The 22,858-nt window shown below is 74.8% G+C and carries 17 protein-coding genes and 1 other RNA gene; 4 read left to right on the top strand and 14 right to left on the bottom strand.

What is annotated here, in order from left to right; genetic code table 11:
* Positions 1-58 precede the first annotated feature (58 nt).
* Both AS857_RS17375 and AS857_RS17370 read right to left on the bottom strand, forming a co-directional pair.
* A complete protein-coding gene (locus tag AS857_RS17375) occupies positions 59-802 on the bottom strand; it encodes an anti-sigma factor family protein (protein ID WP_058044237.1) in 744 nt (247 codons plus the stop codon).
* Entirely contained in the window at positions 799-1,287 is a 489-nt protein-coding gene (locus AS857_RS17370) for a sigma-70 family RNA polymerase sigma factor (RefSeq protein WP_245700604.1), read from the bottom strand. The genes AS857_RS17375 and AS857_RS17370 overlap by 4 nt, the downstream gene beginning before the upstream one ends.
* A 386-nt stretch (positions 1,288-1,673) precedes the next feature.
* Here AS857_RS17370 and AS857_RS17365 point away from each other — a divergent pair, with 386 nt between their 5' ends.
* The gene (locus AS857_RS17365; protein WP_058044235.1) at positions 1,674-2,636 is read left to right on the top strand and encodes a CHRD domain-containing protein; all 963 of its coding nucleotides are present in this window, start codon (positions 1,674-1,676) and stop codon (positions 2,634-2,636) included.
* On the opposite strand, the gene AS857_RS17360 is transcribed toward AS857_RS17365, so the two are convergent.
* Together AS857_RS17360 and AS857_RS17355 are read right to left on the bottom strand one after the other, a co-directional pair.
* Positions 2,623-3,210 (bottom strand): CGNR zinc finger domain-containing protein, encoded by a 588-nt coding sequence (locus AS857_RS17360; RefSeq protein ID WP_420823946.1) that lies wholly within the window; start codon positions 3,208-3,210, stop codon positions 2,623-2,625. The genes AS857_RS17365 and AS857_RS17360 overlap by 14 nt on opposite strands.
* Positions 3,211-3,534: 324 nt before the next feature.
* Entirely contained in the window at positions 3,535-4,494 is a 960-nt protein-coding gene (locus AS857_RS17355) for a LysR family transcriptional regulator (RefSeq protein ID WP_058044233.1), read from the bottom strand.
* 85 nt (positions 4,495-4,579) lie between these two features.
* Here AS857_RS17355 and AS857_RS17350 point away from each other — a divergent pair, with 85 nt between their 5' ends.
* Positions 4,580-5,815, top strand: a complete 1,236-nt coding sequence (locus tag AS857_RS17350; protein ID WP_058044232.1) for an MFS transporter — start codon at positions 4,580-4,582, stop codon at positions 5,813-5,815.
* Here AS857_RS17350 and AS857_RS17345 read toward each other — a convergent pair.
* From AS857_RS17345 to ftsE, 6 genes are all read right to left on the bottom strand, one after another.
* Positions 5,793-6,974 carry a hypothetical protein gene (locus AS857_RS17345; RefSeq protein ID WP_058044231.1) on the bottom strand — a complete coding sequence of 394 codons (1,182 nt, stop codon included), beginning with the start codon at positions 6,972-6,974 and terminating at the stop codon, positions 5,793-5,795. The two genes, AS857_RS17350 and AS857_RS17345, sit on opposite strands and share 23 nt — an antisense overlap.
* Positions 6,975-7,197: 223 nt before the next feature.
* Positions 7,198-7,567, bottom strand: a transfer-messenger RNA (tmRNA) gene (ssrA, locus tag AS857_RS36715).
* A gap of 131 nt (positions 7,568-7,698) precedes the next feature.
* Entirely contained in the window at positions 7,699-8,205 is a 507-nt protein-coding gene (gene smpB, locus AS857_RS17340) for an SsrA-binding protein SmpB (protein ID WP_058044230.1), read from the bottom strand.
* A gap of 18 nt (positions 8,206-8,223) precedes the next feature.
* On the bottom strand, positions 8,224-9,465 hold the full coding sequence (locus AS857_RS17335) for a S41 family peptidase (protein WP_058044229.1): 1,242 nt from the start codon (positions 9,463-9,465) through the stop codon (positions 8,224-8,226).
* A gap of 67 nt (positions 9,466-9,532) precedes the next feature.
* Positions 9,533-10,447: a permease-like cell division protein FtsX gene (gene ftsX / locus AS857_RS17330; protein WP_058044228.1), complete on the bottom strand. Its 915-nt coding sequence runs from the start codon at positions 10,445-10,447 to the stop codon at positions 9,533-9,535.
* Positions 10,448-10,456: 9 nt separating this feature from the next.
* Positions 10,457-11,146, bottom strand: a complete 690-nt coding sequence (ftsE, locus tag AS857_RS17325) for a cell division ATP-binding protein FtsE (RefSeq protein WP_058044227.1) — start codon at positions 11,144-11,146, stop codon at positions 10,457-10,459.
* Between the two features lie 256 nt (positions 11,147-11,402).
* On the opposite strand from ftsE, the gene AS857_RS17320 reads away from it, so the two are divergent.
* Positions 11,403-11,597, top strand: a complete 195-nt coding sequence (locus AS857_RS17320) for a hypothetical protein (RefSeq protein ID WP_058044226.1) — start codon at positions 11,403-11,405, stop codon at positions 11,595-11,597.
* Between the two features lie 107 nt (positions 11,598-11,704).
* On the opposite strand, the gene AS857_RS39045 is transcribed toward AS857_RS17320, so the two are convergent.
* The 4 genes from AS857_RS39045 to AS857_RS17300 form a co-directional block, all read right to left on the bottom strand.
* Positions 11,705-12,802 carry a hypothetical protein gene (locus tag AS857_RS39045; RefSeq protein WP_058044225.1) on the bottom strand — a complete coding sequence of 366 codons (1,098 nt, stop codon included), beginning with the start codon at positions 12,800-12,802 and terminating at the stop codon, positions 11,705-11,707.
* A 241-nt stretch (positions 12,803-13,043) separates the two neighbouring features.
* Positions 13,044-14,150 carry a peptide chain release factor 2 gene (prfB, locus tag AS857_RS17310; RefSeq protein ID WP_058044224.1) on the bottom strand — a complete coding sequence of 369 codons (1,107 nt, stop codon included), beginning with the start codon at positions 14,148-14,150 and terminating at the stop codon, positions 13,044-13,046.
* A gap of 437 nt (positions 14,151-14,587) precedes the next feature.
* Positions 14,588-15,853, bottom strand: a complete 1,266-nt coding sequence (locus AS857_RS17305; protein ID WP_058044223.1) for a serine/threonine-protein kinase — start codon at positions 15,851-15,853, stop codon at positions 14,588-14,590.
* 133 nt (positions 15,854-15,986) lie between these two features.
* A complete protein-coding gene (locus AS857_RS17300; protein ID WP_058044222.1) occupies positions 15,987-17,855 on the bottom strand; it encodes a serine/threonine-protein kinase in 1,869 nt (622 codons plus the stop codon).
* A gap of 563 nt (positions 17,856-18,418) precedes the next feature.
* Between AS857_RS17300 and AS857_RS41510 the strand changes: the two genes are divergently transcribed.
* Complete coding sequence (locus AS857_RS41510; protein ID WP_058044221.1) at positions 18,419-22,684, top strand: FtsK/SpoIIIE domain-containing protein; 4,266 nt, start codon at positions 18,419-18,421, stop codon at positions 22,682-22,684.
* Positions 22,685-22,858: the final 174 nt, after the last annotated feature.

Below are 22,858 nucleotides of genomic sequence, written 5' to 3'. Positions count from 1 at the left end.
GGTACTGAGCGCACCTGTCGGTACATGACTGTTTTCATCGGGGTTGGAGGGTTTTTGGTCACACCTTGACGGTCGCGAGCAGTTTGCCGTCGAGTGTCCGCACCTCGAACCGGGAGATATCGCTCCGGTTCAGTGCGGCGCCGCCGTGGGTGTACAGCGGCTCCTTGCTCCATTTGTCGCCCTTGTCGTTCCCCTCCAGGCCGTAGCCGCCCGGCGGGACCGCCCACGTCGTCACCGTCTGCCGCTCCCCGTCCTTGCCCACGGCGACGAGATCGCAGGTCAGCGGGCCTCTGACGTGGGACAGCCGGAGGGCCACATGGGTCCCCCACGCCTTCGGCTGCAGCGAGACCGTCGCATCGACCTTCGTGGCCGGGTCGACCGCGCCGATCTTCTCGCCGTCCTCGTACATCTGCTTCGCCGCACTCACGCCGCTGTGGTCCGGGGCCTCCTCGGAGAAGACCGCGGCGCCCGCCAGCGGGCCCGCGACGATCAGCGCGGCGGCGGCCGCGACCAGGCACAGGCGGCGGGTCCGCTGCGCCCGGCGGGTCGCCGTGACACCCGCGAGCAGGCGGTCGAGCAGCGCCGGGTCCGGGCGCGGCGCGAGGGCCTCCGGGCCGGGCGCGGACTCCTTGAGGTCCGCCAGGAGCGGGGTCAGGCCCATCAGGTCGTCGAGCTCGGCCGCGCACCGCGGGCACCCGGCGAGGTGCTCCTCGAACCGGGCGGCGTCCACCGCGTCGAGGACGCCGAGGGCGTAGGCGCCCACCTCGGTGTGCTGCTCATGGTCCGGTGCCGGCCGGTTCATGCCGTCACTCCCCGTTCTTCGAGCGAGAGCTTCATCGAGCGCAGTGCGTAGAAGACCCGGGACCGCACGGTCCCCGCCGGTACGCCCAGCACCTCGGCCGCCTCGCTCACGGTACGTCCCCTGAAATAGGTCTCGATCAGCGCCTCCCGGTGCGCCTCCGTCAGGTCGCCCAGCGCGTCGTTGATGGTCATCAGGCGCAGCGCCCGGTCGATCTCGTCGGCCGCCGGGACGAGTTCCAGCGGCCCCGGGTCGACCTCGCGCGGCCGCGCCTGCCGGCTGCGGTGGTTGTCGATGACGATGCGCCGGGCGACGGTCACCAGCCAGGGCCGTACGGAGCCGGGAGCCCCGCGCAGCCGGTCGGCGTTGCGCCATGCGCGCAGCAGCGTCTCCTGGACGACGTCCTCGGCGCGCTGGCGGTCCCCGTCCACCAGCCGGAGGACGAAGGCGAGGAGCGGGCCCGCGTGCTCGTCGTAGAGCGCCCGCATCAGGGCCTCGTCGGGACTCGTCCTGTCAGCCACGGCGGCATCCTTGCGCAAGCCTTCCCCCTGGTCGATAGCGCGCGTCGGTGTTCACTGTCAGTGCGCGTGTCCTCCGTTCCGGCCGGGGCCTTCCGGTGACGTCCTCCGGCCATGGATACGGGCGGGGCGTGCGCCCCGTTCACCACGGGGGCGGGAAATTCCGCGAGGGCTTCCGGGAGGGCTTCCGGCGTACGGACGCCTACGGACGCGTACGGACGGAACGGCCCCGGCGTTCAGCGGCGGCCGCGTGATGCAGGACTCAATCTCCCGCTGAACGGGGGAACGGACCGGGCCCGTACGACAGCCCGGGAAGCCGGTGCAGGGGGCAGCGGCTCCGTACGGGGAGGTTCGCCGTGAACCGTTTCGGCAAGCGCAAAGCCGTCATCGCCACCGCCACCGCAGCGGCCGTCGCCGCGGGGGTCGGCATCGCCTTCGCGGTGGTGCCGGGCGGCGGCGGGGAGGACGGCGACGGGGCGGGCCGCGGGTCCGGACGGCAGGCGGCCGTCTCCTTCGCCGGCAGCCTCGACGGGGCGAACGAAGTGCCCGCGGCGGACGGCAAGGCCGTCGGCGACAAGGACGGCCGGGCCCTGGCCTTCCTGCGCGTCCAGGGCGACGAGGTGGCCTTCGCCTTCACCTTCCGCGGCATCGCCACGCCCACCGCCGCCCACCTCCACCGGGGCGGGCGCGGCGAGAACGGCGACGTACGGATCCCGTTCTTCGCGAAGAAGCTGCCCGACGGGCGGAGCAGCGCCACCGGCACGGTGAAGGTCACCGACCGCAAGCTCCTGGACGCCCTGGAATCCGGTCCCGGCGGCTTCTACTTCAACCTGCACACCGGCGAGTTCCCGGGTGGCGCGGTACGGGGGCAGGCGCACCGGCTGAGCGCGGCGCTCGACGTCAAGGCCGCCGTGAAGAGCGTGCAGGCGTCCGTCGTCGAAGGCCGCCAGATCTACGCGTGCACCAAGCAGGACGGCGGCGGGTTCGCCTTCGCCCAGGAGGGCGTCTCCGCCACGCTCGGCGGGAACATCGCCCACTCCTTCGTACGGCCCGGAGGCGACCCGCAGTGGATCGCACCCGACCGCTCCGCCGTCACCGGCAAGGTCGTCACCAAGACGCCCAACGGGGACGGGAACATCCCCGAACTCGACCTGCGCGCGACGCCGTCCGGTGCGAGGAACGGCGTCCTCGCCTCCACGACGGAGATCCTGCGGCTGAACACTCGGGGCGGCGTCGCCCCCGCCGGGCCCTGCGACCCGCAGCGGCAGCCGAAGGCGGCCGTCCCCTACCGGGCGGACTACGTCTTCATCGCGCGTTGACCGCGCGGCGGCGGTGGCGGGCCACGCGCTCGCGGTTGCCGCACACCTCGCTGGAACACCAGCGGCGCCGGCGGCCCCGGGACGTGTCCAGGTAGACCAGGGAACACGTCTCGCCCTCGCACCGGCGCAGCTGCCCGCGCGCCGCCGGGTCGGTGAGCAGCTCCACCGCGTCACGGGCGATCCGGCCCACGACGGCGCCGCAGTCGGGCGCGGCGGCGACCGTACGGACCAGGGTGCCGTCCTCGGCCCGCACGGCCCGCAGCGCGGGCGGCGCCGTCGCGGCGAGGGCGTTCACCCGCTCCAGGTCCGGATCGGCGGCGCGGCCGTCCACCTCGGCGTGCACGATCCGGTGGAGCAGGTCGCGGACCGCGCGGACGCGGGCGAGCCAGGCGGCGTCCACGGCGGTCAGGGGGGTGGCGGGCGGCACGGCGCCGGAGGCCAGGAGCCAGTCCCGCAGCCGGTCCGGGGTGTCGAGCCGCTCGACCGGCTCGTCGCCGAACCGGCCGCCGACCGTGGCCACCAGGTCCAGACAGAGCCGCCCGGCATCGAATCTCAGGTCAGCGAAGCCCGTCACCACCCCACCAGAGTGCCTCGCGGCAGGCGCCCGTGAAACCCCTCGCCCCAGAGGCAGTTCACCGGCACGGGGCGCCCGCCCGCCGGGGGCAGTCGCCGACAGCACGACCACTTGTTGCCGCCGCCACGGCGAACAACCCCCACAGCCCAGCCCGGCGGCGCCGGAGCCACCGGCAGTACGGCACCGCCGGACACCCCGGTGGGGGATGATCACCGCCGCGGCGGAGGTAGGTGTCGGCAGCCCGGTGATGTCCGCTACGGCGCCCCCCTGGCGGGGGGGCGACTGCCGCCCGGGTCGGCGAGCACCGCCGGTCCGGGCGACGGGCTACGCCGTCATCAGTTCCTCGTCCGCGCGCGGTAGCCACGAACCCCGTGGGCGGGTCAGCCAGTCGTGGCGGGATGACATGGCCGTGGACGCCGTCTGCAGGGCGGCCAGGGCCGGGTGGCGGAGGCCTCGGCGCCAGACCATGGAGATGGGGGAGAGCGGCACGGGGTCCACGAGGGGGCGGAGCACCATGTCGGGGACCTCGATGAACTCCACGCTCGCCAGCACCGACCACCCCCGCCGCCGTACGACCCGCACGAACTCCCCCTTCCCCTCGATCTCCGGGAACGGCGCGGCGATGCCGATCCCCCGCCCCGCGAAGAGCCGCTCGGCGAGGTCGGTCCACTCGGCGGTGGCCGGGTTGCCGGCGGCGGCGTAGAGCGTCTCGCCGGCGAGGGAGTCCAGGGGCACTTCGGGCAGGGCGGCCAGCCGGTGCCCGGCGGGCAGGAGCACGGCCATCGGCTCGTACCGCACGGGGCAGTGCGACAGCTCCGCCCGTACGGCCGGGTCGAGCCCCGCGATCCGCCCGAAGGAGACGTCGAGCCGCCCCGCGAGGATCTCCCCGGCGGCGCCGGTGAGCCCGCTGTGGAAGCGGGCGACGAGCTCGTGCTCGGGCGCGGCCTGCCGCGCGGCGGTCAGGACCCGGTACCCGGTGCCGACCGTGGCCGCGCAGTCCACGATCAGCGGCCGTTCCTCGCGCGCCCAGGCGGCGTCGAGTTCGTCGTGCGCGGCGAGCACCCGCCGGGCGTACGGCAGCAGCCGCGCCCCCTCCGCGGTGAGCGTGACCTGCCGCGTCGTACGGGCGAACAGCTCGCTGCCCAGGCGCGCTTCGAGCCGCCGGACGTCGCGGCTGAGCGCCTGCTGGGCGGTGAAAAGCCGGGTGGCGGCACGGGTGAAGTGCAGTTCCTCGGCCACGGCGACGAAGGTGCGCAGCAGGCGCGGTTCTATGTCGTGGGGCACGCACGGCAGTCAACAACAGAAGTGCGTGAATGGCGAGCGATCAGGTGTTGGACCGCACGGCCCGGGCGCCGCGAGGCTGAGGCCCATGCCCACCCCCTCGCCCCGCTCCAACCCCTACGCCCGTCTGTTCGCCCTCCCCGGCACCCGCGCCTTCACGGCGTGGAACCTGCTCGCCCGGCTGCCCATGGGCATGTTCGGCGTCGGCGCCGTGTTGATGATCTCCGCCGAGCGCGGTTCGTACGCGCTGGCCGGTGCCGTCACCGCGACGGGCCTCGCCGCCACGGCGCTGGCCGGCCCGTGGACGGCCCGGCTCGTGGACCGCTACGGGCAGGCCCGCGTCACCGTGCCGGCGGCCGCGTTCGCCTCCCTGGGCTCGCTGTCCCTGGTCCTGTGCGTGCACGTCGACGCCCCCGCCTGGACCCTGTTCGCGGCGTACGCGGCGACCGCGACCACCCCCAACACGGGCGGGATGTCCCGCGCCCGCTGGTCGCACCTCCTGCGCGCCGACCCGGCCGCCCTGCACACCGCGAACGCCTTCGAACAGGCCGCGGACGAGGCGTGCTTCATGCTCGGCCCGGTCCTCGCGACGTTCCTGTGCACGTCCCTCTTCCCCGAGGCGGGCACGCTCGCCGCCGCGCTGATGTTCCTGACGGGCGCGGTGCTCTTCGCCGCGCAGAAGCGCACCGAACCCCCCATATCCGCCGCGCCCCTGCGGCGGAAGTCCCCCCTGCGGGGCAACCCCGGGCTGGCGGCGATCCTGGCCGTCTTCGTCTGCACGGGCGCACTGTTCGGCTCGCTGGAGGTGGTGACCATCGGCTTCGCCGACGCACAGGGCCACCGCGCGGCCGCGGGGGCCGTCCTGGCCCTGCAGGCGGCGGGTTCGTGCGCGGCGGGCCTGCTCTACGGGCTGACGCGCCCGTCGTCCCCCGCGGCCGCCCGCTTCCCGCGCTGCCTGGCGGCGATGGCCGCCCTGGCGCTGCTGCCGCTCCTGACGACGGCGGCGGGCGGCGGACTGCCGCTCCTCGCGGTCGCGCTGCTCCTGGCGGGCATGGCGACGGCGCCCACCATGGTCACGGGCATGAACCTGGTCCAGGGCCTGACCCCGCCGGGCAGCCTGAACGAGGGCATGACGCTGGCCGTGACGGGCCTGCTCACGGGCATAGCGGCGGGTTCGGCGGCGGGCGGCTGGGCCGTCGAGCACCTGGGGACCACGGGCTACGCGGTGCCGGCGGGGGCGGCGGCGACCGCGCTGCTCGCGGCGACGGCGGGCCGGCGGCCGCTCGCGGGGCGGCCCGCCCTCACCGTGCGGCCCGCCGCCTGAGCAGCACGCCCAGGCCCGCGGCCGCGAGCACCCCGGCCGTCGTACCGCCCGCCACGTACGCCACCGTCGTCCCGGAAGCGCCGGAGCCTCCCGAGCCCCCGGCGTCCCGGCCGGACGGGCCCGCGGCAGCCTCGGTGACCTGCAGCTTCGCGACCTTCGTCACCCGCCCGTGGTGGCTGGCGACGGTGACCGCGTAGCTCCCGGGGGCGAGCCCCCGCCGGATCCGCGCGGGCGCGAAGTAACGAGGGTCGTCCCCGTCCGCCGCCTTGCTGTCGTCGCGCCGCAGCCGCACCGGCCGCTCGAAGGCCGGCGAGGTGGCCGTCAGCCGCTCCTCCTCCCCCGGATCGGGCGAGCGGTCGCGCCACAGGACGTTGACGGTGCCGCCCGCCGGGACCCGGTGCCCGCGGGTGCGGGCGGCCTCCGGGCCGGTCCCGGCCGAGGCGCCGAAGAACTCCGGCCCGCGGGCGCGCCCCACGTAGTCGCGGTCACCGGGCCGTGCGGCGCGGACGACCAGCGGCTTCTCGTCGACGACGCGGCCGCCCGGCCCGTACAGCGTGACCTTGTACGTCCCGTCGCGGGTGCCCGGCGGCAGCTCGGCCGCGCCGGAGAACAGCCGCGGGTTGTTCCAGTCCGTGCTCGACGGGTCGTGCGCGAGCCGCACCGGCGCGCGGAAGGCGGGCGAGGAGACGGCGAAGGAGCGGCCGGTCTCGCCCGGGTACAGACCGTCGTACGACATCCACAGCCGCTCCCCCGGGCGCAGCACCTCGCCGGGCGACGTCACCGAGAAGCTCGGCCGCTCCGACGGCTTCACCTCGACGCGCTCCTCGGCCACGACCCGGCCGCCGGCCCGGACCGTCAGCGGGTACGTACCCGGCTCGGTGGCCATCGCGATGGCCGGGCGGGCGTGGTGGCCGTCGTCGCGGAGGGCGAGCCGGACGGGACGCGGGAAGACGGGCGAGGAGACGGTGACGTCGCCCGGCGTACGGATCCCCTGCACCTCTATGTCGACGAGCTCGCCCGGGCGGTTGTCGTACGCGCTGTTGAGCAGCAGGTGCACCCCGCCGTCACTGTCGTCACCGCCGTCGGCGGAGGCCGGGCCGGCCCCGCCGGCGAGCCACAGGGCCCCCGCAGCCAGCACGGCGGCCACCGCCGTGCGCATCCGGTTCACCGGGCCACCACCCCCTCGCCATGGAGCGTCACCAGGAAAGAGGGCCGCGCAGGCCCATCGGTTGCCCGTCGGCGCCAAGCATGACAAAAGCCCCTGGTCCGAGGACCAGGGGCTGCTGCCCACATGGGATGACGGGATCTGGGGGCCATGCCCCCAGAGATTACGAAGGACGGACTCCGCTCGCGTTGTCGGCGAGCGGAGTCCACCCATCCGTCCGTGGAGATGGCGGGAATCGAACCCGCGTCCAACGGTGCAGAATCAGGGCTTCTCCGTGTGCAGTTCGCTGCGATTTTCTCGGCCCCGGAGATCACGCGAACAAGTCTCCGACGGGCTCAGTCACTGTTTGATTTCCCACCAGGCCCCGTGACCGGGCCTAGTGGTTTAGTCCCCTAGCTGATGCCAGGATCCGGGTCGGGAACAGCCCCGGGCTGACACTTCGCAAGTCGCTACTTAGGCAGCGAGGGCGAAGGAATCGCGCTTGGTGTTGGCGATTATTGGTTGCGACATATGGTTTACGAGATCATTGCCGCTTCCTCGACACGCTTCCCCTGCTTCGACATCCGCTGTCGAAACCGATCATCCCCATGTTGCTGTGTTTAATTATCAAGCACAGTTCAATCTGCGCACCGGGTACCACCCCGTGTGCTGTCTCCATCGTACGTGACCGACGCACGACCGTGCCAGCGTATTACCGCCGCCGGACCCGTACGGTCCGCTAACCCCGCGCAGCGGACGCCCGCTGCCGGCGGCGCGCCGCGGCGATGGCCCGGTTCGACTCGCGCGTGTCCTGCTTCTCGCGCAGGGTCTGCCGCTTGTCGTACTCCTTCTTGCCCTTGGCCAGGGCGATCTCGACCTTGGCCCGGCCCTCCTTGAAGTAGATGGCGAGGGGCACGATGGTGTGCCCCGTCTCCTGCGACTTGGAGTCGAGCTTGTCGATCTCGGCCCGGTGCATCAGGAGCTTGCGCTTGCGGCGCGCGCTGTGGTTGGTCCACGTGCCCTGGGTGTACTCGGGGATGTGGGCGTTGTGCAGCCACGCCTCACCGCCGTCGATCTGCACGAAGCCGTCCACCAGCGAGGAGCGCCCCTGGCGCAGCGACTTCACCTCGGTGCCGGTCAGCACCATGCCGCACTCGTAGGTGTCCAGGATGTGGTAGTCGTGCCGCGCCTTCTTGTTCTGCGCGACGAGCTTGCGCCCCGTCTCTTTCTTCGCTGTCTTAGCCATAGCGCCGCCATTCTCGCACTAGGACCCGCCCCCGAGGCCACTCAATACTGTGCGGGCCCGCTCCTCGGCGTCGCCGTGGACCAGCAGGTCCGGGGCGATGCCCGCGCCGTCGACGGCGCGGCCGGCGGGGGTGCGGTAGTGGCCCACGGTGAGCTCGGCGACCGAGCCGTCCGCGAGCAGGCTCGGCATCTGCACGGAGCCCTTGCCGAAGGTCCGCGAGCCGACGACGACGGCGCGGCCGCGGTCCTGCAGGGCGCCCGCCAGCAGTTCGGCCGCGCTCATCGTGCCGCCGTCGACCAGGACGACGAGCGGCAGGGCGGTGACCGTGCCGGCCCGCGCCTCCAGGGAGCGCTGGCTGCCGTGCACGTCGTAGGTGGCGACCAGCCCGCCGTCGAGGAAGGCGGAGGCGGCCCGTACCGCCTCGCCGACCAGGCCGCCCGAGTTCCCCCGCAGGTCCAGCAGGATGCCCTCGCCGGGCTGTGCCGCCGCGGCCGCGGCGCGCACCTGGTCGCCGGCGCCCCGGGTGAACGAACCGACCTTGATCCTCAGGGCGGCGACCTCGCCCCGGACGAGGTGCTCGGCCGTCACGCTCTCGGTGGCCAGCCGCTCCCGGTACAGCGTGCGCGCCCAGCTGCGGCCGGCGCGCTCGACCTCGATCCGCACGGGCGTGCCGGGGGCGGAGCCGGCCGCGCCGTCGCCGCGCAGCAGGGCCACGACGTCGGTGACGGGACGGCCGTCGGCGGGCGCTCCGTCGACGGTGCGCAGCCGGTCGCCGGAGCGGAGGCCGGCGCGGTCCGCGGGGCTGCCTGGGCGCACGCTGTCGATCTCGGTGCGGCCGTCGCCGCCGCGCCGCGCGGACAGGCCCACCCCGATGTAGGCACCGTCCAGGGCGCGCTCCAGGCCCTCGTACTCGCGGGCGCTGTAGACGGCGCTCCAGCGGTCGCCGCTGCGGCCGACGACCTCGGCGGCGGCTTCGGTGCCGGACCGGCCGTCCTCGACGGCCTGCGCCGCGGCGGCCTCGACCTCCGCGTGGTCCACGGGGGCGCCCGCGCCGCCGCCCGGATCCGCGACGGCGAGGTCCGCGGGTCTCGCCGCGGTGCGCGCGGCCGCGCGGGCCTCCGTCGCCTTCCGGCCGTCCTGTCCCTGCGGGGTCCAGGAGCCGGCCGCGGCGCCGGTGGCCAGCACGCCCGCGAAGACCAGCGTCAGCGCGGCACCCCGGCGGGCGCGGCGCTGCGGATGGAACATCGACGGGCCGGGCATGCGCGTGAGTCTAGGACACCAGGGCGCGCCGTACGGGGAGTTGACCGTACGGCACCCTTGGCGCACGTCACACCTTGAGGTACTTACGCAGCGCTGCGAACGCCGCCAGCGCGGGCATCAGCAGCCCGATCGCGAGCACCAGCGGGAGCTTGGCCAGCACCGCGTCCCAGCCGATGAACTGGATGAGGTCGATCTGGTCGACCAGCCAGTTGTTCACCAGGAAGTAGTGGCCGCTGACGAGCAGCACGCACGCGAGACCCGCGCCCAGCAGCCCGGCGAAGGCCGCCTCCATGATGAACGGGATCTGGATGTAGAAGCTGGACGCACCGACCAGCCGCATGATCCCGGTCTCCCGGCGGCGGCTGAACGCGGACACCCGGACGGTGTTCACGATCAGCATCAGCGCCACGACCAGCATCAGGGCCATCACACCGAGCGCCGCGTAGTTCATGCCGTTGACCAGGTTGAACAGGTTCGACAGGACGTCCTTCTGGTCCTGCACCATCTGCACGCCCGGGCGCTGCGAGAAGGCGGTCGAGATGACCTCGAACTTGGTGGGGTCCTTGAGCTTGACGCGGAAGGACTCCTGCATCTGGTCCGGCGTGACGAAGCCCGCGATCGGCGACTTCTTGTCGAACTGCTCCTTGTAGTGCTTGTACGCCTCGTCGGCCGTCTCGAACTCGACCTTCTGGACGACGCTCATCTTCTCCAGATCGGCGCGGATCTCCTTCTTCTGGTCCTCCGTGGCCGCTCCCTTGGCACAGGAGGGGAAGGACTCCGCGTCGGTCTTGTTGCAGAGATAGATGGAGACGTTGACCTTGTCGTACCAGTAGCCCTTCATCGTGCTCGCCTGCTCGCGCATGAGCAGGGACCCGCCGAAGAGGGCCAGCGAGAGGGCCACGGAGACGATCACCGCGAAGGTCATCGTGAGATTGCGGCGGAGACCGACGCCGATCTCCGAGAGGACGAACTGGGCGCGCATGGCGTCCTTTCAGTGCTGGTAGCCGTACACGCCGCGCGACTGGTCGCGTACGAGGCGTCCCTTTTCCAATTCGATGACGCGCTTGCGCATCTGGTCCACGATCTGCTGGTCGTGGGTGGCCATGATGACCGTGGTCCCGGTCCGGTTGATCCGGTCGAGCAGCTTCATGATGCCCACCGAGGTCTGCGGGTCGAGGTTGCCCGTCGGCTCGTCGGCGATCAGCAGCATCGGGCGGTTGACGAACGCCCGGGCGATCGCCACGCGCTGCTGCTCACCGCCGGAGAGCTCACCCGGCCTGCGGTCCTCCTTGCCGCCCAGCCCCACCAGCTCCAGCACCTGCGGGACGGCCTTCCGGATCTCCCCGCGCGGCTTGCCGATCACCTCCAGCGCGAAGGCGACGTTCTCGCTGACGGTCTTGTTGGGCAGCAGCCGGAAGTCCTGGAAGACCGTGCCCAGCTGGCGGCGCATCTGGGGCACCTTCCAGTTGGACAGCCGGGCCAGGTCCTTGCCCAGCACGTGCACCTGCCCGGTGCTCGCGCGCTCCTCGCGGAGCAGCAGTCTCAGGAAGGTGGACTTGCCCGAACCCGAGGACCCGACCAGGAAGACGAACTCGCCTTTCTCGATCTCGAGCGAGACGTCACGGAGTGCCGGACGGTTCTGCTTCGGGTAGGACTTGGAGACGTTGTCGAATCGGATCACGAGTGCACCACGCGTCGACCTGGATAGGGGGCACGGAGCGCCGCGGAGACGGCTTCCGTTCGGTGTGCGTGACCATACGCGAACGAGCCGTGCACGCGCAGGCAGCGCAGGGGGTCGGCGCGTTTATTACCGACATGTTCGGGGACAAAACGAGGACAATCGGCCCGCACGCGCCGTTCGGCGCGGGAGCTGGCACAGTGGTAGGGGGAACCGCTCGGCTCTCCCGCGCGTTGGACGTACCGGAGGAGGAGATCGCATGACATGCGACCGACTGGTGTGCGCCAACTGCGCGGCCCCCGTCAGTGAGGGCCGCTGCCCGGTGTGCCGGGCCAGCAGGGAGCGGCTGCAGCACCAGGAAGGCGTCTTCGCCGGCCTGACCCCTGCAGCGCTGATCGCCCTGCTGGTGGCGCTGGTGGCGGTGGCCGTGCTCGCACACGGATTCGCCGGGTAGTCGCACGCTCACGTGCGTACTCGCCGGAATGATGCACGAGGGCCCGGAGCGCTGAGCGCTCCGGGCCCTTTGCACACCTGCGTACCAGGCGTCGTCTACGCCTGAGGTCAGGCCGCCGCGCCCGCGCTGCGGGTCATGAGGCGGGGCAGCAGCCGGAAGCCGACGCCGCCCGCGATCATCGTCGCGGCACCGATCACCAGGAAGCCGGTCTGCGAAGCACCGGTCTCGGCCAGCTGCTCCTTCGGCTTGGCCTGCTGCACGGGCTTGCTGCCCGCGCCGTCCGGGTCGGCGTTGTTGCCGCAGTTGCTGCTGGTGTCGACCGGGCAGACCTTGCCCTGGTCGCCGGAGTCGCTGCCGCCGCCGGAGCCGCCCGTGGCGGCGGTGCCGCTCTGGTCGCCGCCCGTGCTGCCCTCGCCACCGCCGGTGGAGGAGGAGCCGGAGCCGGTGGAACCGGAGCCGGAGGAGGAGCTGCCGGAGGAGGAGCTGCCGCCGGTGTTGCCGGTCTCGCCGGTGGAACCGGTGGAGCCCGTGCTGCCCGTGGAGCCGGTGGACCCGGTGGAACCCGTGCTGCCCGTGGAACCGGTGCTGCCGGTCGAGCCGGTGGAACCGGTCGAACCCGTGGAGCCCGTGGAGCCCGTGCTGCCGGTGGAGCCCGTGCTACCGGTCGTGCCGGTGGAGCCCGTGCTGCCCGTCTCGCCGGTGGTACCGGTGGAGCCCGTCGAGCCCGTGGTACCGGTCGAGCCGGTGCTGCCGGTCGTGCCGGTGGAGCCCGTGCTGCCCGTCGTGCCGGTGGAGCCGGTGGTGCCCGAGCTGCCGGTGGTCTCGCCCGAGCCGCCGCCGACGCTGCCGGTGGTGCCCGTGGAGCCGGTGGTGCCCGTAGACCCAGTGGTACCGGTGGTGCCCGTGGTACCGGTGGTGCCCGTGGAACCGGTGGTGCCGGTCTCACCCGTGGAACCCGTGGTGCCGGTGGTGCCGGTGGAACCGGTGGTGCCCGTGGTGCTGCCGCCCGAGGTGGGCGGCTGCGGGATCTGGTCGGGGTCGTCGGGCGAGGCGACGCCGTGGACGCCCGCCTTCACACCGACACCCGCAACCTGGACGTTGACGCCGGCGGCCGATGCCGCGCCGGCGGCAGTCAGCGAAGCGCCCGCGGCGACGACTGCGCCGGCGGCTATGCGCGCGACACGCAGTCGCGTCTTCTTCGTCATATGCCTGCTACCCCCAGTAGCTAACTCGTCATTGGAGCAGCTCTGCACGGGGCGGTGGCGCTCTGAAAGGCCTGGCACAGCCGGCCGGCCTGCCGCACGAAATGGCGGCACTGTCGACCGGTCCGCTTGCCCCCGCCACACGCGCCCCAGTGCTACGCGTGCCGCGCGCCAGCCTTTCCAGTTTTTGACGTAGCGTCAAGCCGGTTACGGGCAGGATGTCCGGCTATGGGGGTGCTTGGGGTTACTTCTCCTGCTGCTTGCGCCAGCGGATACCGGCCTCGAGGAAGCCGTCGATGTCGCCGTCGAGGACGGCGGTCGGGTTGCCGACCTCGAACTCGGTACGGAGGTCCTTGACCATCTGGTACGGGTGCAGGACGTACGAACGCATCTGGTTGCCCCAGGAGTTGCCGCCGTCGCCCTTGAGCGCGTCCATCTTGGCCTGCTCCTCCTGGCGGCGGCGCTCGAGGAGCTTGGCCTGGAGGACGTTCATGGCGCTCGCCTTGTTCTGGATCTGGGAGCGCTCGTTCTGGCAGGAGACGACGATGCCGGTCGGGATGTGCGTGATCCGGACCGCGGAGTCGGTGGTGTTGACGCCCTGGCCGCCGGGGCCCGACGCGCGGTACACGTCGACGCGCAGCTCGGACTCGTCGATCTCCACGTGGTCGGACTGCTCGACGACCGGGAGCACCTCGACGCCCGCGAAGGAGGTCTGGCGGCGGCCCTGGTTGTCGAAGGGCGAGATGCGCACGAGGCGGTGGGTGCCCTGCTCGACGGAGAGCGTGCCGTAGGCGTACGGGGCCTTGACGACGAAGGTGGTCGACTTGATGCCGGCCTCTTCCGCGTACGAGGTCTCGTAGATCTCGGACGAGTAGCCGTGGCGCTCGGCCCAGCGCAGGTACATGCGCTGCAGGCGCTCCGCGAAGTCGGAGGCGTCGACGCCGCCGGCCTCGGCGCGGATGTTGACGAGGGCCTCGCGCGCGTCGTACTCGCCGGAGAGGAGGGTGCGGACCTCCATCTCGTCCAGCGCCTTGCGGACCGAGGCGAGCTCGGCCTCGGCCTCGGCCTGGGTATCGGCGTCGGCCTCGGCCTCGGCGAGCTCGAAGAGCACCCCGAGGTCGTCGATGCGGCCGCGCAGGGTCTCGGTCTTGCGCAGCTCCGCCTGGAGGTGCGACAGCTGACTGGTGATCTTCTGCGCCGCCTCCGGGTCGTCCCACAGGGACGGGGCGGCCGCCTGCTCCTCGAGCACGGCGATGTCAGCCCTCATCCTGTCGAGGTCCAGGACGGCCTCGATCGACCCCATGGTCGAGGAGAGGGACTTCAGCTCTTCGGATACATCAACGACTGCCACGCACCCAGCCTAACGGCTGCGCCGCGCTTCCCCGCCCTCAAGGCCCCGATGGGGCCTTATCACCGCCCCCGACCGGGCCGAAGCCCGGCCCGGCCCGGGCCCGGACAAAGCCCCGGCCGGCACCGCCGGGCCGCGCCGCGGGGGCCGGGGGCCGTTGCGGCGGATCTTGATGCGACGCCGCCGAAAAGCAAGGCGTGTACGCCCCTGCGAGTCCCCCGCGCCCGAGGCCGGTCTCTCCGACGATCCCGCACGCCCCCTTCCGCCGCCGCGGCGATCAAGCCCCACTCCGGAATCCGGCGGTGCCGAACCGGCCCCGGCCCCGGGCGGAGGCCCGAGCGGCGGAGGTGGGATGCGGCGCCCGCCGGAACGTGAAAGCGGGCCCGGCCACGCAGGCGTCCCGGCCGCGCCGTCGGGCCGGGCCGCCCCCGCCGGAGGGGTCAGCGTTTGGGGTCCGGGTGGTGGATGCCCGGCTTTGCGTCGGCGCCGTCGTGGTCCGCCGTGGCGAACCAGCCGCCTACGCCCGCGACCGCCGCCAGGGCCACCGCTGCCGCCCCGAGGCGGATGCGGCGGCGGCGCTGTTCGGCGGCGGAGCGGTGGCGGGCCGAGCCGGCGCGGCGCTGGCCGGCCGCGCGGGGTGCGCGGGCGGTCCCGTGGGCGCCTCCCGCGAGCTCGGCCGGCGTGGGCACGCGCATGCTCGTGTGGGTGTCCCGGCTGGAGTCCGCGACGGCGCCCGGCACGAGCGGCACGACCCCGCGCCGCCGTGCGGCGACGGGCGCCGCGGCCCCGTCCTGCGGCGCCTCCGCGCCCTCGGCGTCCGCCGCGGCGTCGTCGTCGGGCTCGTCGATGTCGAGGGGCGGTATGCCGGCGAGCCCGGGCAGCAGCTCCCGCAGCCGCGCCGCGAGCTCGGAGGCGCGCAGTCGGGACGCGGGCCCCTTGGCGAGGCACTGGACGACGAGCTGCCACAGCTCGTCGGGGATGCCGGGCAGCGGCGCCACGGTCTCCGTGACGTGCCGCCGGAGCACGGCGCCGGGGTGCCCGCCGCCGAAGGGCGTGAAGCCGGCCAGCAGCTCGTAGAGGACCGTGGCGAGGGCGTAGACGTCGACGGAGGCGCGCGGCGGCAGCCCCTCGATGATCTCGGGGGCGAGGTAGTCGGGCGTGCCGATGACGCTGCGCGGGCCGGGCCCGCGGCCTTCCCGGGCGGGCCGGGGGGCGTCCACGAGGCGGGCGATGCCGAAGTCGGTGAGCAGCGCGGGGTGCGCGCCGCCGGGCCCGAGCGGGCCCTGCATGTCGAGCAGGACGTTCTCGGGCTTGACGTCGCGGTGGACGATGCCGGCCGCGTGGGCGGCGGCGAGGCCCTCGGCGACGTCGGCGACGATGGCGACCGCGGCCTCGGGCGCGAGCCGCCGCTCGCGGTCGAGCCGGGTGCGCAGGTCCGTGCCCCGGATGAGGTCCATGACGAGCGCGAGGTCGGCTCCGTCGACCACGAGGTCGCGGACGCCGACCACGTGCGGGTGGTCGAGTCCGAGGAGCGCGGCGCGCTCCTGGACGAACCGGCCGACGAGCTCCTGGTCGGAGGCGAGATCCTCCCGCAGGAGCTTGATGGCGACCGGGCCCTCGGGCCCCTCGCCGAGCCAGACCGTGCCCGCGCTGCCGCGGCCGAGGACCTGGTGGGCGGTGTACCGGCTGCCGATCTTCCGTGCCAAGACTGTTCCCCGACTCCTCGTCTCCGACAGGCGCGCTGGCGACCAAGCTACTGCCAACGCTCACCCCCGAGGTGTAAATCGCCCCCCGGGTGTCGACAAATCGATGGCATCGGCGACACCGACGCCGTCGGCGTCACTTGCTGGAGGCGAGCCCCGAGATCCAGTCCTTGACGTCGGTGACCCAGTCCCAGGTCGCGTCCCAGAAGCTCTTGCCGTCGGCGACCCAGTCCTTCAAGGGGGTGAATTCCCAGATGCACCAGGAACCGATCACCAGGATGACGATGAGGAACAGGCAGCCCTTGAGGCAGCCGAGCCCGGGGATCCGCATCGGGTTCGCACTGCGCTGCCGCGGCGGCCGCGGCTCCCGGCGCGGGGCCGGCGGCTCGGGGGCGTACGGCTGCGGCTGGGGCGCCGGGGGCTGCTGGTAGCGCGGCTGGGGCTGCTGCCGCTGCTGCCGTCTGCGGGGCGCAGGCTGCTGCGGCTGCTGCGGCTGCTGAGGCTGCTGGGGCTGCTGCGGCGCGTACGACTGCGGCGGCGTGTAGTGCTGCGGGGGCGGGGGCTGGTGCCCCTGATGCGGCTGGGGGGCGTACTGCCCGCCGTAGCCCTGGCCACCGTGGCCCTGCTGCCCGTAACCCTGCTGCCCGTAACCCTGTCCGCCCCGCGGCGGCTGCGGGGGCTGCTGCGGCTGCGGCTGTCCGGGGCGCCGCTGGGGGCGGCGGCGCAGCGGGTCCTCGCTCGGGTCGAGGTACTGCACCTGGGTCTGGTCGTTGCGGTCGCGGGCGGCCCGCAGCTGGGTCTGCCAGGGGTGGGCGCCGTCGCCCTCCGGGGGCAGCGGCGGCACGGGCGGCATGGCGCGGGTCGGGTCGGCGCCGCCGGGGCCGGAGCCGGCGGGCATGACGCGGGTGGCGTCGGCGTCGGGGCCGTTGCCTCCGGCGGAGGCGCTCGGCAGGAGGCTGGTGGCGGCGTTCGGGTCGTAGGAGCCCGGGGCCCCCGGGGAGCCCGCCGTCGACGGCAGCACCTGGGTGGGGTCGGCGTCACCCGCGCCGGGGCCGGAGCCCTGGCCGGTGCCGGTGCCGGGCACGACGGCCGGCTCCGGGTCGGGCGCGAGCAGCGCGGCGACGCCGAGGGCGGCCTCGGCCTGCGCCGGGGAGGCGTGCACGCCGACGCCCGCGGCGACGACGCGCAGGGCCCGGGCCAGGTTCTCCGCGCTCGGGCGCTCCTCGGGCCGCTTGCGCAGGCAGCGCTCGATGACCGTCCACAGCGGCTCGGGAACGGTGGTGGGGCGGCGCGGCTCGGAGCTGAGGTGCTGGTGGAGCACTTCGAGCGCGGTCGCGCCCGCGAACGGCGGGCGGCCGGTGACCAGCTCGTAGAGCAGGATGCCGGCGCCGTAGATGTCGACGGCGGAGGTCTGCGGGCGGCCCTCGGCGGACTCGGGCGCCACGTAGGCGGGCGTGCCGACGAATTCGTGGGTGCGGGTGAGGCCCGGGGAGTCCGCGAGGCGCGCGATGCCGAAGTCGGTGAGCATCGGGTGCATCTGGCCGCCGTCGCTCCGCAGGAGGACGTTGGCGGGCTTGAGGTCCCGGTGGACGATGCCGTCGGCGTGGCTCACGGCGAGCGCGTCGGCGATCTGGGCGGTGAGGAGCGCCGCGGCGACCGGGGTGAAGGGCCCGTTGTCGCGCAGGTAGCGGTGCAGGTCCGGGCCGTCGACGAGGTCCATGACCAGGGCGAGCAGATCGCCCTCGACGACCAGGTCGCGGGTGCGGACGATGTTGGGGTGGGTGAGCCGCAGGAGGACGGAGCGCTCGCGCAGGAAGCGCATCACGACGTCCGCGTCGTTGGCGAGCTCCTCCTTGAGCACCTTGATCGCGACGGTCTCGCCGGGCTGCCCGGCCACGGCGGCCTCGGCGCCCGCGGCCTCCCGCTGGCGCGCTCGCCAGACGGTGCCGGTCGCTCCGCGACCGAGCACCTCCTCGAGCAGGTACTTGCTGCCTACCGGCCGCACGTCATGCGCTCCCTGATCGTCATCGTCGTCATGCTTTGCGATGGCCTCCGTCGTGCCCGGCCTTCCGCCCACTGTAGTGCCGCTGTACGGACCTCCGGTTTGCCGAATCCGGGGGGCTGAAGGGAAGACGCGGGGAGCGGGCGGTTGGTTGCCACGCGGCGCGCGGGCGCCGTGTGCGGGCTGCTCAGGGGCGTGCGGAAGGCCTGGGACGGCGCGTCCTCCGGGTCTCCGGCGCGAAAGAAACTCTGTACGACGCGTTCGAAAACGGACTCCCTACGAACCGATCATGAGATGACCACGGAACGATTCGATCGCCTTCCGCTTCCTTCGTACCCTCCGGCGGTCGTTCAAGATCACGAATTGGCTGTCGCCGGGCGCGTCGTCACCGGCAGGTGCGAGGATGCTCGCAGCACGATGCGGAGGGGCGGGGCCGGTGCTTCCGGTACGTCCCGCGTGACGTGGTGACCTGTACGTGCCGACGCGCCCGTGCACGGTGGGGGAAGGCCGCGTGAAGCCTCCTGTCCCCCGCCCGCGCACCGGGGCAGAAGGGACCGTTGACGGCGATGCAGATCAGGCTGACCGTCCTCGGGCCGCTCAGCGGCCACCACACCACCGCGCCCGCCGCGCCCACCGCGAAGTGCGCCTGCGACGTGCTGGTGACCGCTCCCGCGGGGACCGCGCTGGCCGGGGTGACCAGCGGCCTGGCCGCCGCCGTGGCCGCGGCCGGCTCCGACCTCGGCACCGGGGCCGTCGTGGTCTACGCCGGGGCCGAGCGGCTCGACCCGCAGCGCAGCGCGCTCGGCGAGCCGCCCCTGATCGACGGCGCCGTGCTGTCCCTGTGCGCCCCGGCCGACCCGGAGGAGCACGCGGGCGTGCTGATGTCCGGCGTGCCGGAGGCCGCGGCGCGGCTGCACGTCGTCTCCGGGCCCGACGCGGGCGGCGTGCACCTGCTGCACGGCGGCGAGGTGCACGTGGGGCGCTCCGCCACGGCCGACATCCCGCTCGACGACCCCGACGTCTCCCGGCTGCACTGCGCCGTCGTCCTCCACGACGACGGTACGGTCACGCTGCGCGATCTGGGCTCCACCAACGGCACCGTCCTCGCGGGCGAGCCGGTCGGCGAGGAGCCGGTGCGGTTCCCCGCCGGGGAGCTGCTGCGGGTGGGCGAGTCGGTGCTGAGCCTGCACGCCGCGGACGACGCCTCCCCGCGCGTCCTTCCGGCCGCCCCCGACGGCGAGGGCCACCTGCGGGTCGGCGGCGGCCTGCCGGTCGCGGGCCCCGCGACCCCGACGGGCGCGGTCGCCCCGCCGGTCCGCGGCGCCTGGCTGGGCGCGCCGGCCGGCCCGGCGGCCGACGCGAACCCCGGCCACGAGGAGCCGGTGACGCACGGGGGCCGCGGTTTCGCGCTGCGGGACGCGGGCGCGGGCGGCCTGTCGGTCCGCGTCCCGGCCCAGCCGGGGCCGTCGGGAGCGCCGGTGCCGGGCCGCCCCGTCCGGCCGGGCGGGGCGGCAGAGCCCGGCCCGGCGGACGCCTACGGAGCGAGGGGCACGGCAGCACGGCCCGGCGGGACCGGCGGCACGGCCCGGGACGGCGGCGCGGACCCGTACGCGGCCGGAGGACCGGCAGGAACGACGGGCCGGCCGAGCTGGGCGGGCGAGTCCCGCAGGACCTCCTACGACGGCGGCACGGACCCGTACGGCACGGGAAGCGGAACCGGTGCGCCGGGACAGCCGGGCCGGGCGGGCGAGGCCGGCGGGACGGCCCAGGACGGCGAGGCGGGCCCGCATGGGGCGCGCGGCGCGGCGGGCCGACCGGGCTGGACGGGTCAGACGGGTCAGACGGGCGGAACAGCCCAGGGCTCCGGCACGCGCGCGTACGGCGCGGGAAGCGGCGCCGACGCGGCAGGGCAGCCGGGCCGGCACGGCGAAACCGGAAGGACGGGCCAAGACGGCGACACGGGCCCGCACGGGGCGCGCGGCGCGGCAGCCCGGCCGGGCTGGACGGGGCAGGCCGGCGGAACGGCACAGGACTCCGGCACGCGCGCGTACGGCACGGGAAGCGAGAGCGGCGCGGCAGGGCAGCCGGGCCGGGCGGGCGAGGCCGGGTGGGTCGGCCAGGACGGCGGCGCGGGCCCGTACGGAATGGGAAGCGGACCCGGCGCGGCGGGACAGCCGGGCGGCGTGAACCCGTACGGCGGCGGAGCCGGTGCCGGGGAGCAGCCGGGGCAGTCCGGCGGGCCCGGCGGCTTCGGCGGCGGGCTGCCCGGACAGCGCGCGTACCCGGGCCCGGCGGGCGGCTCCGGGCTGCCCGGACAGGCCGGCCCGTACGGTCAGCCCGGTCAGCCCGGTCAGCCCGGTCAGCCGGATGGTTCCGGTCACCCTGACGGGTACTCCGCAGCCGGTCACGCGAACCCGGCCGGCGAGGCCGGCCCTCACGCCCCGGGGCGCACCGGCAGCCCCTACGAAGGCGGTTCCGCCGGCGGCCCGGGTGTCCACGACGGTCCCGCCGGGCACGGCGGCCACGGCAGCGCCGGAACCGGACAGCCCGGCGAAGCCGGCAAGCGCCCCCGGGGCCGCGGCATAGGCGCATGGGCCCGGCGGCTCACCGGCGGCCGGAGCGGCGGCCGGGGAGCGGGCGAGGACGAGTGGGGTGACGGCCGCGACGATGCCGGCGCCGCGGATGCCGCCCGCGCCGAGGCCGCCGCGCTGCGCGAGCGCTGGCCCGACCCCGCGTCGGTGCTGCTGACGGCGCTGGGCCCGGGCCCCCGCCTGTGGGAGCGCGGCCCGGACCACCCCGACCTGCTGACCGTACGGCTGGGCACGGCCGACCGGCACGCGCCGGAGAGCGGCGCCCTGCTGCCCTCCGTGCCGGTGACGGTCGGGCTGCGCGAGGCCGGTTCGCTGGGGCTCGCCGGGCCGCGCGGGCGGCTGTCCGCGCTGGCCCGCTCCGTGCTGGCCCAGCTGGCGGCGCTGCACGCCCCCGCGTCCCTGGAGTTCGTACTGATCAGCGCGGACCGGGCGCGCCCGGTCGAGGAGCGGCTGGCGGAGTGGTCCTGGCTGGGCTGGCTGCCGCAGCTGCGCCCGGTGCGCGGGCAGGACTGCCGGCTGCTGGTCGCCTACGACCGCGAGCAGGCCGCGGCCCGCACCGCGGAGCTGGTGCGCCGTCTGGACGAGGGCCCGCTGGGCCCGCACTGGCCGGCGGCGGCCCCGGCGGCGGTGGCGGCCGCGGCCGAGCGCCACGCGGGCCCGTACACGGTGGTGATCGTGGACGGCGACCCCGGTTCGGCGGAGCTGCGGGAGACGGTCGGGCGGCTGGCGGCGGGCGGTCCCGCGGCGGGCATCCACCTGGTGTGCCTGGCGGACGCCCCGGCGACGACGCCGGCGTCCCCGGTGCCGTCGACGCTGGCCACGGCCCGTACGGCGTCCCCGGCGTTCCCGTACTGCGGTGCGGTGGCCCTGCTGAGCGGTGACGTCGCCACGGTGGTGCAGGTGATCCACCGGGCGCCGGGCGGGGGCGGGGCCGCGGGCGAGGGCGAGGCGCCGGCCGGTCCGGCCGTGATCGCGGCCGTCGACGCCGTGTCGCGCGCGTGGGCCGAGCGGTTCGCGCGGGCGCTGGCGCCGCTGCGGATGGCGGACGGCGCGCTGCACGGCGCGGCGGCGCGGGTGGCGGCGGCGCTTCCGCGGAGCGCGCGCCTGCTGGACGAGCTGGGTCTGGCGCGCGCGACGCCGGCCTCGCTGACGGCCCGCTGGGCGGCGGCCACGGACCGCGGCACGCGCCCCGGCGGCCGCGCCGTGGCCGTGCTCGGCGCGGGCCCGCACGGCCCGCTGTCGGTGGACCTGGCGGCGGACGGCCCGCACCTGCTGGTGGAGGGCTGTCCGGGCAGCGGCAAGACCGAGCTGCTGCGCTCGCTCGCCGCGTCGCTGGCGGCGGCCGACCGGCCCGACCGGCTCTCGCTCGTCCTGGTGGACGGCGCGGGCGCGGAGCGCGGCGAGGGCCTGCGGGTGTGCACGGACCTGCCGCACGTCTCGACGTATCTGGCGGCCGCGGACCCGGTGCGCATGCGGGAGTTCGCCCAGGCGCTCACTTCGGAGCTCAAGCGCCGCGCGGAGCTGCTGGGCCGGCTGGACTTCACCGCGTGGCACACCCAGCACGCCGCCGCGTCCGCCGTGCAGGCGGTCGCGCCCCGCCGCCCGGCGGAGGGCTCCGGCGACCTGGACTCCCTGCCGACGGGGACGCTCAAGCTGCGTACGCAGAAGGACGGCCCGTCGCTCACGGCCCAGACGGCCCTGCCGCGCCTGGTGGTGCTGGTGGACGACTTCGACGCCCTGGTCGCCCCGGCCCTGGGCAGTACGGGCCGCCCGGCGGCGGGTTCGGTCGTGCGGGCGCTGGAGGCGGTGGCCCGGGACGGCGAGCGGCTGGGCGTCCACCTGGTGGCGGCGTCGGGCCGCCCGGACCGTACGGCCGACACGGCGGCGGTCGAGCGGGCCGGGCTGCGCGCGACGCTGGAGATCGCGCCGCCGTCGGCGGACGGCACGCCGGGCGACGGGAGCGGCGCGGGCGAGCCCGCTCCGGGCCGCGGCCGGCTGATGCGGCCGGACGACGACGCGACGACGCCGTTCCAGGCGGGCCGGGTGACGGGCCGCATCCCGCGGACGGCGACGCTCCGCCCGACGGTCGTGACGGTGGACTGGCAGCGCATGGGCGACCCGCCCACCCGGCGTCAGGTGCGCGAGCTGGGCAACGGCCCGACGGACCTGGCGTTGCTCGCGAGCGCGTTGCAGCGCGCCGCGCAGTCGGCGGGAGCGGAGGCGGCGCCACCGCTGCTCTGAGTGCTCCCGTGCGCCCGTGACGGCCCATCACAGCCCGGTCACGATCACCGAGTTGACAGCGAAGACGGTATTGCGGCGGCCGGTGACCGGGCGTAGACCTGTCGCACGGGAGACGACCGCGGGCCGCGGTGACGTGCGGCGCGGGACCGTCGGCGGGGAGCTCGTACGGGAGGG

This window comes from Streptomyces roseifaciens (assembly GCF_001445655.1).
In the GTDB taxonomy this organism is placed as follows: Bacteria; Actinomycetota; Actinomycetes; order Streptomycetales; family Streptomycetaceae; genus Streptomyces; species Streptomyces aureoversilis.
This window is presented reverse-complemented; position numbering and strand designations above follow the sequence as displayed.